Raw genomic sequence first — 13,168 nt, 5'->3', positions numbered from 1 at the left:
CTGCCGGATACTCCTGTTCGTGAGCACCATGCGGCGGTTCGCGTTCGTGTTGCTGGGGTTGGCCCTGCTGCCGGGGGCGGTGCTGATCGCGTGGTCGCTGTGGGCCTTCGCGCTGACGCAGGCGGGCTACGCCGGTGAGCCGGGGACGCTCATCGTCGGGCAGTGCGAGAAGTACACCCTCGACACCGGCTCCGCCTACCGCTGCTCGGGCGCGTTCGTCCCGGACGGCGCCGCAGTGCCCGCAGGTACCGCGCGGATCCCCCAACTGTCGGACCCGCAGGCCGAGGGCACCCGCATCACCGTGCGGCGCGACGGTGAGCTCGCGCGTACCGAGTCCCTGTCGCACCTGGTGCTGTTCATCGGTTTGGTGTGCGCGCTCAGTGCCATCACCGCCGTGGCGGGCGGCTACTACCTGTTCGAGGCGGTGCGCGGTGACGACACGGCGGACTTCGGCAACGGCCTCGGGTTCGGGGTGCTCGCGGGCGCGGTGCTGCTGGTCGTCGCGCTGGCAGGCGCCTTCGCGCTGGCGTTCTTCGGGTGAACCGCCGCCGATCCCCTGCCGCGCGGGTGGTTGGGCCAGGCGGGTGACCGGCGCGGAAAGCGCTCCGCAGTGGACCGGGCTGCTCGATACTCCTGCCCGTGGGCACACTCCGACGGGTCGCGTACTGGGCCATCGCGGCGGTTCTGCTGCCGTCGGCGGCGGTGGTCGTGTGGCTGCTGTGGCAGTTCTCCCTGGCGGCCAGCGGACACGCGGGTGAGCGGGGGACGCTCGTCGTCGCCGAGTGCGTGCGGACGGAAACCCAAGATACCGGCCACGTCAACGACTGCCACGGAGCGTTCGTCCCCGACGGGAGCCCGACCCCGACGGGAACCTTGACGCTGAGCCGGGCCGACGAGCTCTACCCCGAGGGCACCCGCGTCGCCGTCCGGCGCGACGGCGACGCCGCGCGCACCGAATCCGTACCGGTCATGGTCCTCATGCTCGGCCTCACGTGCGCGGTGGGCATCGGGATCCTCGCCACCGCGGCCTACCACGTGGGCGCGGCGGTGAAGAACGATACGGAGGCGAGGGTGGTGTACGGGGTGTGGATAGGGGCGGCGGTCGTGGGAGCCCTGTGGTTTGCCGTCGTCGTCGTCTGCGCCGTCCTCTTGGTGATCGGGATCTGATCGTGCGAACCGGGACGCGGGTGTGGTTCGGTGTGCTGGCCGTGGGGATGCCGCTGGCCCTCTGGCTGGTGCTGCCCTTCCTCTGGCGGCAAACGCTGAGCATGTCCGGGTTCGCGGGTGAGCCGGGCACGGTGGTCGTCGGTTCGTGCGAGGAGGTCCACGTCGAACGCGACAGCTACCAGTACACCTGCTCCGGCGCGTTCTTCCCCGACGGGAGCGCGGTCCCCGCGGGCACCGCGACCCTGCGCCCGTCGTACGAGCACCCGGCGGAGGGCACCCGGTTCACCGTGCGGCGCAACGGGAGCACCGCGGCGACGAAGTCCACGCCGGAACTGGTGCTCGGCACCGGGTTCATGGTCGCGCTGGCGACGATCCCCGCGCTGGCCGCCTGCTACTTCGCGGTCATGGCCGTGCTCGGCAGGCCCGGCACCCGCTACGCGACCGGCTTCCTGATCGGCCTGTTCACGGCTTCGGCCATCTGGGCCCTCGCGCTCCTCGGCGGGCTGGTGACCTGGATCGTCGGGGCGTGATCCCCTACCGCTCGGGCAGTTCCAGCGCCCACCGGTACGCCTGGACCAGTCCACTGTGGAACCCGGCGGCCGAGCCCCACAGGAACAGCCGGAAGTGCCGGTACAGCGGCTCGCCCCAGTTGGCGACGACGTGCTCCCGGTTGGCGTCCAGCTTCTCCGCCCACACCTTGCACGTCAGGTAGTAGTTGTGCCGCTCGTCGTCCACGGACGTCAGGTAGAACGGTGACCTGGCCACCTTCGCCAGGTAGTCGTGCAGCAGCAGCGGCGTCGACACGCCCGGGTAGACGTACTTGCTCATGAACGTCGACATGCGGTTCTTCGCGCGCATCGCCAGCGCGTCCAGGTACACCCGGCCGCCCGGCCGCAGCAGCTCCGCGTACTTGCGCAGCGACGCCGCGTAGTCGGGCAGGTGCTCGGTGACGCCCATGTTCACCACGGCGTCGTACGGCTTGTCCGCCTCGTACCGGTAGAAGTGCTGCCGCAGCACCCGGCAGGGCAGGTCCTCGCGGGCGATCAGCTCCTTGAGGTACAGCTCCGACGGCTCGGACAGGGTGAGGGTGGTGACCTCGATCCCCTTGCGACCGGCGTGTTCCACGAACGCGCCCCAGCCGCCGCCGACCTCCAGCACCCGGTCGCCGGGGTTGAGCCCGAGCTGCTCGATGGCCATGTCCATCTTGCGGGTCATGGCGTCCTCGATGGGTTCGTCGTCGGTCTTGAACGAACCCTGGGTGTAGCACCGGTGCCGACTGTCCAGGAAGGACAGGAAGAACTCCGGGTCGCGGTCGTAGTGCGCGGTGATCGAGCGCCGGTCGTGCTCGGTCTTGCCGCGCACCACCGCGGGCAGGTAGCGGTTCACCCAGGCGATCGGGTGGAAGTCGCCGAAGAACTTGCGCATGCCCAGCGCGGAGAAGATGTCGCCGTGGATGTCGAGGTGACCGTCGAGATAGGCCAGACCGACCTGGACCTGGTCCAGGGAGTTGACCGCGGTGATCCCGGCCGCGTTGCGCGCCTCGAGGGTGAACACGGGCTCTCCCCGGCCCAGCGTCCGACCGTCGCCCACCGGGGGTTCGACGCGGAACGGCACCTCTTCCCGCTTGCGGAAGTACGACCGGTACCGGCGCTCGAGCACGCCCCAATCCGCCTTCTGCCCCGTCACGCCGGTCAGCTTATCAGCGGGTCACGGCCCTGGACCACGATTTGAAACGCCGTCGCGCTACCCGGCGGCGGCGAGCCCATCCAGTTCCGCGACATCGGTTTCGGTGAGTTCCAGGTCGGTCACGGTGAGGTTCTGCTCCAGGTGCGCGACCGAGGACGTGCCGGGGATCAGCAGGATGTTGGGCGAGCGCCGCAGCAGCCAGGCGAGCGCCACCTGGCGGTCGGTCGCGCCGTGCCGGGCGGCCACGGCGTCGAGCACGTCGGCCTGGAACGGTTCGAAACCGCCCAACGGGAAGAACGGGACATACGCGATGCCCAGCCGCGCGGTCTCGTCGACCAGCGCGTCGTCACCGCGCGCGGTCACGTTGTACATGTTCTGCACACAGGCGATCGGCGCGATCCCGCGCGCCTGAGCCAACTGCGCGGACGTGACGTTGCTGACGCCGAGCTCCGCGACAAGGCCTTGCGCACGCAACTCGGCGAGCGCGGTCAGCGGCTCCTCGAGTGAGGTGTCGTCCATGAGCCGCAGGTTGACCACGTCGAGGCGGTCCACACCGAGGCGGGTGAGGTTGTCGTGCACGGCCGAGCGGAGTTCGTCGGCGGACAGCGCGGGCAGCCACGCGCCCGCGTCGTCGCGGCGGGCGCCGACCTTGGTGACGATGACCAGGTCGTCCGGGTAGGGCCGCAGCGCGGTCGCGATGAGTTCGTTGACCACGTACGGGCCGTAGTAGTCCGACGTGTCGATGTGGTCCACGCCCAGCTCGACCGCCCGGCGCAGCACCGCGATGGCCGCGTCGCGGTCCCGGGGCGGGCCGAACACGCCCGGTCCCGCCAGTTGCATCGCGCCGTACCCGATCCGGCCGACCTCGGCCGCGCCCAGCTTCGCCCTCTGCGCCATGCGCACACTATGCCCCCGATCGGTCGCGCGCGGTGAACGGCAGACCGGGTCGGGTGGTGCCGGGTCGTCGGTCAGAGCGCGGGGAAGCCCTGCGACCGGCGGTGCGGGAAGCGGGCGACGAGGGTGCTCCGGCCGTCCTCGTGGCGCAGGTCGACCCGGTCGGCGAGGACGCGGATCATCGGCAGGTTGAACCCGCCGTCCGGCGCGGCACCCTGGGCGGGCAGCTGCCAGGGACCGTCGTCGGACACGGTCAGCACGATGGCGGCCTTGCCCGCGTCGACGGTCTCCACCCGGATGGACACCTCGACCGACCCGGCGGCGACCTCCGGGCGGTAGCGGTGCACGACGGCGTTGGTCACCGCCTCGTCGGCGGCGGTGACGATGTCGCGCGCGGTCTCCACGGCGACACCTTGCTCGGCCAGCCACATCCGGACGTGGTTGCGCACCGGGACCAGGTGGGCGAGTCCGGGTGGCATCAGCACGGTCAACAGGTCACCGTCGGCGGTCGCGGTCACCCGTTCAGGCATGGGCCTGCCCGCCGTCCCGGTGTCCTCGGCATCCGGTGTAGACGCGATCGACACCGCGATGACCCCCTCCTGCGCGCCATAACCCTGTCATCCGATGAGTCGCCCCGCGCAACGTCCTCGTTACCGGCGGTTCACCCTAACCGGACGGGGCCGAAGATGGTCGGTGGTCTAGGCCACCTCGTCCCCGGCGCGGACCGGTCGGTCCGACCGGTCATAATCCGGCCGTGCTGGAGGGGACGTGGCGGGCGCTGGCGTGCGCGGACGCACCGGTGAACGAGGCGTGCCTGGCGGCGCTGCCGGACGGGTGGCTGGTGTTCACCGGCACGGCGCTGGTGGCGATCACCGGCGACGGCAGGCGCCGGGTGCTCGCGCGGCGGAAGCAGCCGCGCGAGCGGGAGCAGCCGTGGTCGTCGGCGCGGAGGCCGGGTCTGCACACGTCCCGGGACGGCCGCTTCGCGGCGCTGGTCACCGACTACGGCGCCCGCGGCCTGCTGTTCGACCTGTCGACGAAGTCGGTCACCCTGGAGCTGAACCGCTGGGACCACCACTCGCGGCACACCCGCTTCCCGCTGGCGTTCGTCGGCACGGGCGCGGAGACCGTCGTCATCGCGGGCACGGAGTGGAACCGGCTCGACGCGTTCCGGGCGGCCACCGGCGAGCTGCTCACCGACCGCGAGACCGGCCAGGACCACGACGCGGACATCTTCAACTCGTCGTTCCAGGGCGCCCTGTCGCTGAACCCGTCGGAGAGCCTGCTGCTCAACGACGGCTGGCTGTGGCAACCGATCGGCGTCCACTCCGTCATCGACGTCCGGGCCTGGCTCGGCGGTGACCGCACCGCCGCGGACCTCGACAACCACGTGGGCGCGTACCGCGACCTCTGGGACACCTCGACCGCCTGGCTCGACGACTCGACGGCCGTGGTCCAAGCCGACGGCCACGCCGAGGTGCTCGAGTTCCCGGGCGACGAGGTGACCCGCCGGATCCCGCTGCCGCCGGGTCCACTGTGGTCGTTCGGGGGTCGGCTCCACGTCGCCGCGGCAGGGGGCCTGGAGGTGTGGTCCCCGGACGAGCGGATCGGCGTACTGGCGGGGTTCCACCCCAGCGCCCAGGACCCGAAAACCGGCACCCTGGCGTCCCTGCGCGACGGCGTCCTCCGGACCTGGCGCCCCGACCCGCGGGCCTAGTCGCGCCGGTCGGCACTGGGGCCGCTGGTGCGGGACCGGCGGCGGTTGGCGCCGTGGCCCGCCGAGCAGCCGGACCGGGTGGTCTCCCCGGTCTGACCGGATCGAGTGGTCCGCGGGGCGCGGCCCGGCGGTGGCGCCTATGGTCGGCCCGAGGGTCGTCGACCGCGTCGGCGGAAGTGCCGATGAGCGCCGCAGTGACGGACGCGCCCGCGCCGCCGGCGCTGTCGCGCGGCCGGACGAACCTGGTGTTCGGCACGATCGTGCTGGGCATGCCGCTCTCCGCCCTGGACCGGACGATCGTGGCGACGGCGCTGCCGACCATCGTCGGCGACGTCGGCGGGGCCGGGCACATGAGCTGGGTGGTGACCTCCTACATCCTCGCCGAGACCGTGGCCACCGTGCCGGCGGGCAAGTTCGGCGACCTGTTCGGCCGCAAGCCGGTGTTCCAGCTCAGCGTGGCGGTGTTCATCACCGGCTCGTTCTTCTGCGGCCTGGCCGACAGCATGGGCGCGCTCATCGCGGTGCGGGCCGCGCAGGGCGTCGGCGGTGGTGGTCTCGCGGTCACCGCCACGGCGCTGGTCGCCGACGTCATCCCCTTGCGCGAGCGCGGCCGGTACCAGGGCGCGCTCGGCGCGGTGTTCGGCGTGACGACGGTGACCGGGCCGCTGCTCGGCGGGCTGTTCACCGACCACCTGTCCTGGCGCTGGGCCTTGTACGTCACCGTACCGCCGGCGCTGGTCGTCATCGTGCCGGCCGCGCGCCATCCCGGGCCACGGCGACCGGTCGCACCCCCGGATCGACTACCTGGGCGTGCTGTTCATCGCCCTCGGCGCCGGCGGCTGTTCCGCGGCCGGGTGTTCACCATCGCGGGCGCGGCGGTCACCGGGGTCGGCATGTTCCTGCTGTCCACACTGGACCAGCGCACGACGGTGCTGGTCCAGTCGGTCGCGATGTTCGTGCTGGGCGCGGGGATCGGCCTGGTCACGCAGGTGCTGACGATCGTCATGCAGCACACCGCCGACTACCGCGACCTGGGCTCGGCTACTTCCGGGGTGACGTTCTTCCGCAACCTGGGCAGCTCCTTCGGCGCCTCGATCGCCGAGGCGCTCCGGGTCGTGTTCCCGCGGGCCCGACCACATCGACCCGTCGGTGCTCGACGTCGAGGTGCACGCAGCCGTTCGGCGGATCACCCGCCGCCTGGTGCTGGAGCAGCAGCGCGAACTCCAGCCGACCCGAGCCGGACCGAGGTCCGCATTCCCGGCGTCGGCGCGGAATTCTCGTCAGTCTCCTTTTCAGACGGACGACACTTTCGGAAAATATCAGGATTCCCAGACGGTAAACGTGGACGATTCGACCGTTTCCGCTGGTGATCTTGTCCGCTACATTGCGGTTACCACCGATTTCACGGCGGTGGCGGATCCGCGTTCCAGGAGTCCCACCGCGTCGAGCCGGGTCCGCCGATTCCCCGATCCTGAGAGGGAGATCCGTGCGGTTCCCCGCGAGGAAGTACCTACCCCCGGTCCTGACCCTGACCGCCGTCGCGACGCTCGCCGTGGTGGTCCAGGCGGGCGCCACCTCCGAGGCCGAGGCACCGGCCCAGGTCGTGGCGGGCGCCGAGACGACCACGCCGACGTCCCGGCCGCCCACCACCCTGCCCCCGCTGCCGCCCGCCTGCCCCCCGGTCACGACGACGACCTACACCACCACCCCGGGCGGCACGACCTACACCACCCCGCAGCCGACCTCCGCGGCCGGCCCGGAGGCCGCGCTGACCACCTTCCCGCCCAGCTCGCCGACCTTCCCCACGCCCACCCCGCGACCGGGGGTCAACTTCGCGCTGGAGGGCTGGGCGCAGGCGTCGTCGACCTACCCGTCGTACCTGGCGAGCAAGGTCAACGACAACGACGTGAGCACCGAGCTGGGCTGTGCGCACAGCTGGTCCAACGACCGCGACCGCTCCCCCACGACCACCCCCGAGTGGGTCCAGGTCCGCTGGGCCCTGCCCCAGCAGGTGAGCCGGGTGGTCGTCCACACCTCCGACGGCTACCAGCTGCGCGACTTCGACGTCCAGGTGCTCAGCCAGAACGAGCAGTGGTGGGACACCGTCGCCACCTACAACTACAACACCCAGAACAAGGTCACCGCCTGGTTCGGCAACCGCGCCACCCGCGGTGTCCGGATCCTGGCCAAGACGGGCCCGTCGCACCAACCGGCCTTCGCCCGGGTCAACGAGATCCAGGCGTTCCTGTACTGATCGACCACCGAGCGCGGGCCCGGGTGGGAGTCGCCACCCGGGCCCGCGCGGTTTCTCGACGAGTGAGGCAGCACACCCACCGGATCGGTCGGTGGCCCCGCGGCGGCGGCGGTAGCGTCGAGCCGGTGAAGCAGTCGCCCCAGCGGGACGCGGACGAGCGCATCCTGGACCGAGCCGCCGCCCTCTTCGCGCAACACGGGTTCGCGCACACCTCGCTGCGGGACCTGGCGGACGCCGCCGGGCTGTCCAAAGCCGGTCTCCTGCACCACTTCCCCACCAAGGAAGCCCTCTTCGACGCCGCCATCGCCGTGGGCCGCGACCGCAGCCGGGAGCTGCTCGACCTGGTCGCCCACCTGCCGCTGGGCGCCGAGCGCGACCGCCGGGCCGTCGAACTGCTCACCGACCTCGCGCTGGAGCGCCCCGGCCTGGTGGCGCTGGCCTCCCGGTCGATCACCGCGCTGGCCACCGCCGACCCGGCCATCCCCGACCACGGCGACGGGTACGTCTTCGAGATGTTCGGCGTGGCGGGCGAGACCGAGCGGCTGGCGCGGGTCGTCGGCGCGCTGGGCGGGCTCGTCGTGCTGTGCCTGCTCGCCCGCCACCGCGACGACCGGGACGCGTGGCGCGGGCACATCGTCGCCACCTGCCTCGGCGCGCTCGGCGCCCCCTGACCCGGCGGCTACCATCGGCCCGGACCGGGGAGGTGGGATGGTCGACGATCGACCGACCGGACTTGAGCGGCTCGCGCTGCGGGCGCCGCTGCTGGCCTACCGGGCCGGGTTGGGGCAGCTGTTCGGCACCCGGCTCGTGCACGTGACCCACAAGGGCCGCACGAGCGGGAAACCTCGGCACGTCGTCCTCGAGGTCGTGCGGTACGACCGGGAGCGGCCGGAGATCGTGGTCGTCACCGGGTGGGGGCCGCGCAGCGACTGGTACCGGGACCTGCGGGTGAACCCGGCCATCGAGGTGCGGTTCGGCAAGGAGCGCTGGGCCGAGCCATCGCACCGCCACCTCGACGCGGCCGAGACCGACTCGGTGCTGCGCGCCTACCGCGACGAACACCCGCGGCTGTGGCCGGAGGTCGCGCCGCACCTCGGACTCCCGGACGACCCGGCGAACCCGGAGTGGGCGCGGACCATCGACCACATCGGCGCCGTGGCGTTCTCACCGCGCTGACAGCGCCTCCCGCCGGACGCGGCTCTTGGCCGCGACCGCCAGGGCGACCGCGATCAGGCCCACCGCCACGGCGAACGTCGCGCGCGTCCCGGCGGCCACCCCGGCGGGCACGGCGGTCGTGATGTCCGCGCTGGACGAGGCCCACGCGAACACCGCGCCCAGCGCGGAGGTCCCGGTGACCAGACCCAGGTTCCGGGCGAGGTTGAGCAGACCGGAGACCACGCCGCGCCGGTCGGCGGGCACGTCCGCCATGACCGCGGTGTTGTTGGCCGTCTGGAACAGGGCGTAGCCTGCGGTCGTCACCGCCAGCGGCACGACGTATCCGGCGATGCCCAGCGACGCGGGTGCCACGGCCAGCAGTCCGCAGCCGAGTGCCAGGGCCGACAACCCGAGGAGTGTGACCCGCCGAGCGCCGACCCGGTCGACCAGCCGTCCGGCGGGCACGCCGGTCAGGGCGGTCACCAGCGGCCCCACGGTCATGACCAGTCCCACGACGGCGGGTGCCAGGCCCAGCGCCCGGGACAGGTGGAACGGCCCGACGACCAGGGTCGCCATCATCACCGTCGACACGATCGCGCTCGACGCGAGCCCGGGGGCGAGCACCCGGTCGCGCAGCATTCCCAACCGCACCAACGGGTTCGCGACCCGCCGCTGCGAGCGGAGGAAGAATCCCAGCCCCACAGCGGAAACAGCGATCAGCGCCATGGTCACCTCGCCGCGTCCGACGGTCAGGGCGAGTGCGTACGCGGTCAACGTCAGCGCCAGCAGCGCGGTCCCGACCCGGTCGAACCCGGCCCGGTCGCCGGTCGCCCGGTCGGCGGGCAGGTACCGGTACGCGAGAACCAGCGCCACGGCACCCAGCGGGGCGCCGACGAGGAACACCGCCCGCCACCCGAACCCGGCGATCAGCACGCCGCCCAGCGTCGGTCCCAACGCCGTGCCGACGGCCGACATCGTGCCCAGCAGTCCCATCGCGCGGCCGGTGCGCTCCTTCGGCACCGTGTCGCCGACGAACGCCAGCGCCAGCGCCATCATCAGCGCCGCGCCCAGCCCCTGCGCCACCCGTCCGGCGACCAGCAGCCACAGCGACGGGGCGAGACCGCACAGGACGGACGCGGCGGTGAACACCGCCAGCCCGCCGAGCAGCGCACGGCGTCGCCCGAGCAGGTCGCCGAGGCGCCCCGCGCTGACCACCAGGGTGGTGATGGCCAGCAGGTAGCCGAGCACCACCCACTGGACCCTCGGGAACGTCGCGGAGAACGCGCCCGCCAGCGTCGGCAGCGCGACGTTGGCGACGCTGGTCCCCAGCGCGGACAGCAACACCGACAACGACAGACCCGCGAGTCCCGATCGAATCCCCATGGCGACCACCTCGTCCCTTGTGACCCTCTGCGCGAAGCATGGGTCCGGTCGACAAGGAAGTCGCAGTAAACTTGCCGGTGTGGCAAACGACGACACGGCGGTGCTGGCGGCGGTGGGGCCTCGGCTGCGCGCGCTGCGCAAGCTGCGCGGCACCACGTTGAACCAGGTCGCGGAGGCCACCGGCATCTCCGTGAGCACCCTGTCGCGGCTGGAGTCCGGGGAGCGCAAGCCGAACCTGGAGCTGCTGCTGCCGCTGGCCCGCGCCTACCAGGTGCCGCTGGACGAGCTGGTCGGCGCGCCCGCCACGGGCGACCCGAGGGTGCGGCTCAAGCCGATCAGGCGCGGGGGCGCCACGATCGTCCCGCTGACCCAGCACCCGGGCGGGCTCCAGGCGTACAAGATGGTCATCCCGGTGTCGCGGAGCGAGCCGGACCCGCGCACCCACGAGGGCTACGAGTGGCTGTACGTGCTCAACGGGAGCCTGCGGCTGGTCCTCGCCGAGCACGACGTGGTGCTCAAGGCTGGTGAGGCCGCGGAGTTCGACACCCGGCTCCCGCACTGGTTCGGCTCGACGGGCGACGCGCCGGTGGAGATCCTCAGCCTGTTCGGTCCGCAGGGCGAGCGCATGCACGTGCGGGCCCGACCGAAGGACGATTGACGGATATTCGACCCATCGCTGTTCAGCGGTGCGGGAACGATTCAGAAGCGCGGCGCGGAATAGCGCGGCGTTCGCGGGCGCGCCATGGCGCCGGTCGCGGAATTGTCCGCCGGTGCTGAACGGTCCGGTCGAGGGGTCTCGCCGGACGCGTTCGTCCGCACCGACTCCCACCACGACCCACTCCGGCACCACCCTCCCGGCGGGAGGGCCCTTTTCGTCCGGAGTGGACTCGTTGGGGTTCTTGCTGTTCTTGACTTACCGGGTGACCAGGTGACTGTCCCTGGTGGATCAGCCGACCTGGTGTCGGGGCGGCTGGTTCTCCGCCTGGTCCGTGCCGTTCGCGACCGAGGCGGTCAGGCCGGTGTGCTCACCGGCGCCTTCCTGCTGTTCGGTGCGGATGTTGACAAGTCGGGTCCGGCGGGGATTCGCGACGCCGGTCCAACGGTCGAGTTCACTCATGACTTTCCTCCCACACCAATGTCTCACGCGCGCTGTTGTTGTTCCCAACAGGCCCACCCGTCGAAACAATGAGATGTGTCACGTAACCTGGTCGGCCGTTCCGGCGACCAGCGCGGTTTTTCGTCCAACACGCGGCGAACGCGTTACGCGCCGCCCAACACCGCGTTCGCGAGAACCGCCAAGGCGGCCTTGATCCGGTCCGCCCCGAGCCCGAGCACCACGCGCTGGTGGTGGAAGACGTCCGGCGCCAGCGGCGCGAGGAGGAGGTCGACGGCGGCGTCGGGGTCCGGGCCGTCCGCCGCCACCACCAGGGCCCGCACGTGCGCCCGCCAGAACCCGTAGGCCCCGGTCTGGAACCGCGACCGCCCCACCTCGACCCCCAGTGCGAGGTGGACGTGCCGGTCGAGCAGGTCCACCATCGCGCCGTAGAAGGCGCACAGGCGGTCCCCGGGCGCCGCGCCGGGCCCCAGCGGCGGGGGGCCGCCGAGCAGCAGCTCCTGGACGGCCCGCTCGTGGGTGTCGAGCAGGGCGACGGCGATCGCCGCCCGGTCCGGGTAGCGGCGGTAGAGGGTCCCCCGGCCGACCCCGGCGGCCCGGGCGATGTCGTCCATGGTCACCCGGTCCGCCCCGCGCTCGGCGTAGAGCCGCTCAGCCGCCGCGAGGATCTTCTCCCGGTTCCTGGCCGCGTCGGCCCGCTCACGCGGCGGGTCGTCCCCCAGGAGGTTCACGGCACCACCCTAACGATGAAGTGGACAAGGTGTCCAGTTAGCCGGTACAAGTGGACGCAGTGTCCGCTTGACCCCGGAGGTTCCCGTGTCCCACCTGCTCCACCTCGACACCAGCGCCCGCCCAAACTCGGCCTCCCGCGCCCTGACCGCGCGGTTCGCCGAGACCTGGTCGCGCGCGCCGGGCACCACCCGCGCCTACCGCGACCTGGCCGCCGACCCGGTGCCGCCGATCGGCGAGGGCTGGACCCACCTCTGCGACGAGCTGCTGCGCCGGGGGCTCACCGATCCCGTCCGCTACCGGGAGGCCGTCACGACCCCGGCGGCCGAACGCGCCTGGGCGGTCGTCGAGCCGCTGCTGGCCGAACTGCTCGCCGCCGACGTCGTGGTGATCGGCTGCCCGATGTACAACTACTCGGTTCCCGGCGCGCTCAAGACCTGGATCGACCAGGTGACCTTCCCCCGGATGTCCCTGACCGGGCGCCGGTTCGCGGTGCTCGGCGCGCGGGGCGGCGCGTACGGGCCGGGCACGCCGCGCGAGCCGTACGACCACCAGGAGCGGTACCTGCGCGATTTCCTCGCGGGCCACTTCGCGGTCGAGGACGTGACCTTCGCGCACGCCGAGCTGACCAACACGGCGGTGGATCCCCTGCTGGCCCACCTGACCGAGGCCCACCGGGACTCCGTCGCGGCGGCCGAGTCCGCGGTGGACGCGCTCGCCGCGGATTGGGCGGCGCGGTCGTGAACTGGTTGACGTTGGTGGCCGCCGGGGTGGTGGAGGTGGCGTTTGCGTTGAGCATCAAGCCGACCGAGGGGTTCACGCGGCCGTTGCCGGCGTTGGTGTGCTCCGTGTTGGGCGTGGGGGCGGTGTTCTTGTTGTCGCGGGCGATGGAGAGCATTCCGGTGGGGACGGCGTACGCGGTGTTCACCGGGATCGGCGCGGTCGGCACGATCGCCTTCGGGGTGCTGGTGCACAAGGACCCCTTGAGCCTGGGCCGGGTCCTCGCGCTGGCGTTGATCGTCGGTGGGGTCGTGCTGGCGCGGGCGGCGGAGTGAGGACGATCAGCCCG

Annotated in this window: 17 protein-coding genes; 11 read left to right on the top strand and 6 right to left on the bottom strand. The window is 72.2% G+C overall.

Annotation, left to right across the window (positions count from 1 at the left end):
* Nucleotides 1-19 precede the first annotated feature (19 nt).
* From CLV40_RS11280 to CLV40_RS11270, 3 genes are all read left to right on the top strand, one after another.
* Nucleotides 20-541: a hypothetical protein gene (locus CLV40_RS11280; protein ID WP_104478840.1), complete on the top strand. Its 522-nt coding sequence runs from the start codon at nt 20-22 to the stop codon at nt 539-541.
* Between the two features lie 98 nt (nt 542-639).
* Nucleotides 640-1,167 carry a hypothetical protein gene (locus tag CLV40_RS11275; protein WP_104478839.1) on the top strand — a complete coding sequence of 176 codons (528 nt, stop codon included), beginning with the start codon at nt 640-642 and terminating at the stop codon, nt 1,165-1,167.
* A 2-nt stretch (nt 1,168-1,169) separates the two neighbouring features.
* Nucleotides 1,170-1,697 carry a hypothetical protein gene (locus tag CLV40_RS11270; RefSeq protein ID WP_104478838.1) on the top strand — a complete coding sequence of 176 codons (528 nt, stop codon included), beginning with the start codon at nt 1,170-1,172 and terminating at the stop codon, nt 1,695-1,697.
* Nucleotides 1,698-1,701: 4 nt separating this feature from the next.
* Here CLV40_RS11270 and CLV40_RS11265 read toward each other — a convergent pair whose 3' ends face one another.
* The 3 genes from CLV40_RS11265 to CLV40_RS11255 form a co-directional block, all read right to left on the bottom strand.
* The gene (locus tag CLV40_RS11265) at nt 1,702-2,853 is read right to left on the bottom strand and encodes a class I SAM-dependent methyltransferase (RefSeq protein ID WP_104478837.1); all 1,152 of its coding nucleotides are present in this window, start codon (nt 2,851-2,853) and stop codon (nt 1,702-1,704) included.
* Nucleotides 2,854-2,910: 57 nt separating this feature from the next.
* A complete protein-coding gene (locus CLV40_RS11260; protein ID WP_104478836.1) occupies nt 2,911-3,750 on the bottom strand; it encodes an oxidoreductase in 840 nt (279 codons plus the stop codon).
* Nucleotides 3,751-3,821: 71 nt separating this feature from the next.
* Complete coding sequence (locus CLV40_RS11255) at nt 3,822-4,331, bottom strand: ATP-binding protein (protein WP_146107991.1); 510 nt, start codon at nt 4,329-4,331, stop codon at nt 3,822-3,824.
* Nucleotides 4,332-4,501: 170 nt separating this feature from the next.
* On the opposite strand from CLV40_RS11255, the gene CLV40_RS11250 reads away from it, so the two are divergent.
* From CLV40_RS11250 to CLV40_RS11230, 5 genes are all read left to right on the top strand, one after another.
* Nucleotides 4,502-5,464, top strand: a complete 963-nt coding sequence (locus CLV40_RS11250) for a hypothetical protein (RefSeq protein ID WP_104478834.1) — start codon at nt 4,502-4,504, stop codon at nt 5,462-5,464.
* A gap of 182 nt (nt 5,465-5,646) precedes the next feature.
* Entirely contained in the window at nt 5,647-6,834 is a 1,188-nt protein-coding gene (locus tag CLV40_RS11245; protein ID WP_245931224.1) for an MFS transporter, read from the top strand.
* Between the two features lie 116 nt (nt 6,835-6,950).
* Nucleotides 6,951-7,718: a galactose-binding domain-containing protein gene (locus CLV40_RS11240; RefSeq protein WP_104478833.1), complete on the top strand. Its 768-nt coding sequence runs from the start codon at nt 6,951-6,953 to the stop codon at nt 7,716-7,718.
* A 125-nt stretch (nt 7,719-7,843) separates the two neighbouring features.
* Nucleotides 7,844-8,389, top strand: a complete 546-nt coding sequence (locus CLV40_RS11235; RefSeq protein WP_104479050.1) for a TetR/AcrR family transcriptional regulator — start codon at nt 7,844-7,846, stop codon at nt 8,387-8,389.
* Nucleotides 8,390-8,426: 37 nt separating this feature from the next.
* Nucleotides 8,427-8,894, top strand: a complete 468-nt coding sequence (locus tag CLV40_RS11230; RefSeq protein WP_104478832.1) for a nitroreductase family deazaflavin-dependent oxidoreductase — start codon at nt 8,427-8,429, stop codon at nt 8,892-8,894.
* Here the strand turns inward: CLV40_RS11230 and CLV40_RS11225 are convergent.
* Nucleotides 8,883-10,256, bottom strand: a complete 1,374-nt coding sequence (locus CLV40_RS11225; RefSeq protein ID WP_104478831.1) for an MFS transporter — start codon at nt 10,254-10,256, stop codon at nt 8,883-8,885. The two genes, CLV40_RS11230 and CLV40_RS11225, sit on opposite strands and share 12 nt — an antisense overlap.
* A 79-nt stretch (nt 10,257-10,335) precedes the next feature.
* On the opposite strand from CLV40_RS11225, the gene CLV40_RS11220 reads away from it, so the two are divergent.
* Nucleotides 10,336-10,914 carry a helix-turn-helix domain-containing protein gene (locus tag CLV40_RS11220; RefSeq protein ID WP_104478830.1) on the top strand — a complete coding sequence of 193 codons (579 nt, stop codon included), beginning with the start codon at nt 10,336-10,338 and terminating at the stop codon, nt 10,912-10,914.
* 288 nt (nt 10,915-11,202) lie between these two features.
* Here the strand turns inward: CLV40_RS11220 and CLV40_RS37880 are convergent, their stop codons facing one another.
* Entirely contained in the window at nt 11,203-11,373 is a 171-nt protein-coding gene (locus CLV40_RS37880; RefSeq protein WP_181043437.1) for a hypothetical protein, read from the bottom strand.
* Between the two features lie 143 nt (nt 11,374-11,516).
* On the bottom strand, nt 11,517-12,092 hold the full coding sequence (locus CLV40_RS11215; protein WP_342752263.1) for a TetR/AcrR family transcriptional regulator: 576 nt from the start codon (nt 12,090-12,092) through the stop codon (nt 11,517-11,519).
* Nucleotides 12,093-12,186: 94 nt separating this feature from the next.
* On the opposite strand from CLV40_RS11215, the gene CLV40_RS11210 reads away from it, so the two are divergent.
* Together CLV40_RS11210 and CLV40_RS11205 are read left to right on the top strand one after the other, a co-directional pair.
* A complete protein-coding gene (locus CLV40_RS11210) occupies nt 12,187-12,843 on the top strand; it encodes an FMN-dependent NADH-azoreductase (RefSeq protein ID WP_104478829.1) in 657 nt (218 codons plus the stop codon).
* Nucleotides 12,840-13,154 carry a DMT family transporter gene (locus tag CLV40_RS11205; RefSeq protein ID WP_104479048.1) on the top strand — a complete coding sequence of 105 codons (315 nt, stop codon included), beginning with the start codon at nt 12,840-12,842 and terminating at the stop codon, nt 13,152-13,154. The genes CLV40_RS11210 and CLV40_RS11205 overlap by 4 nt, the downstream gene beginning before the upstream one ends.
* Nucleotides 13,155-13,168 lie beyond the last annotated feature (14 nt).

Source organism: Actinokineospora auranticolor (assembly GCF_002934265.1).
In the GTDB taxonomy this organism is placed as follows: domain Bacteria; phylum Actinomycetota; class Actinomycetes; order Mycobacteriales; family Pseudonocardiaceae; genus Actinokineospora; species Actinokineospora auranticolor.
This window is presented reverse-complemented; position numbering and strand designations above follow the sequence as displayed.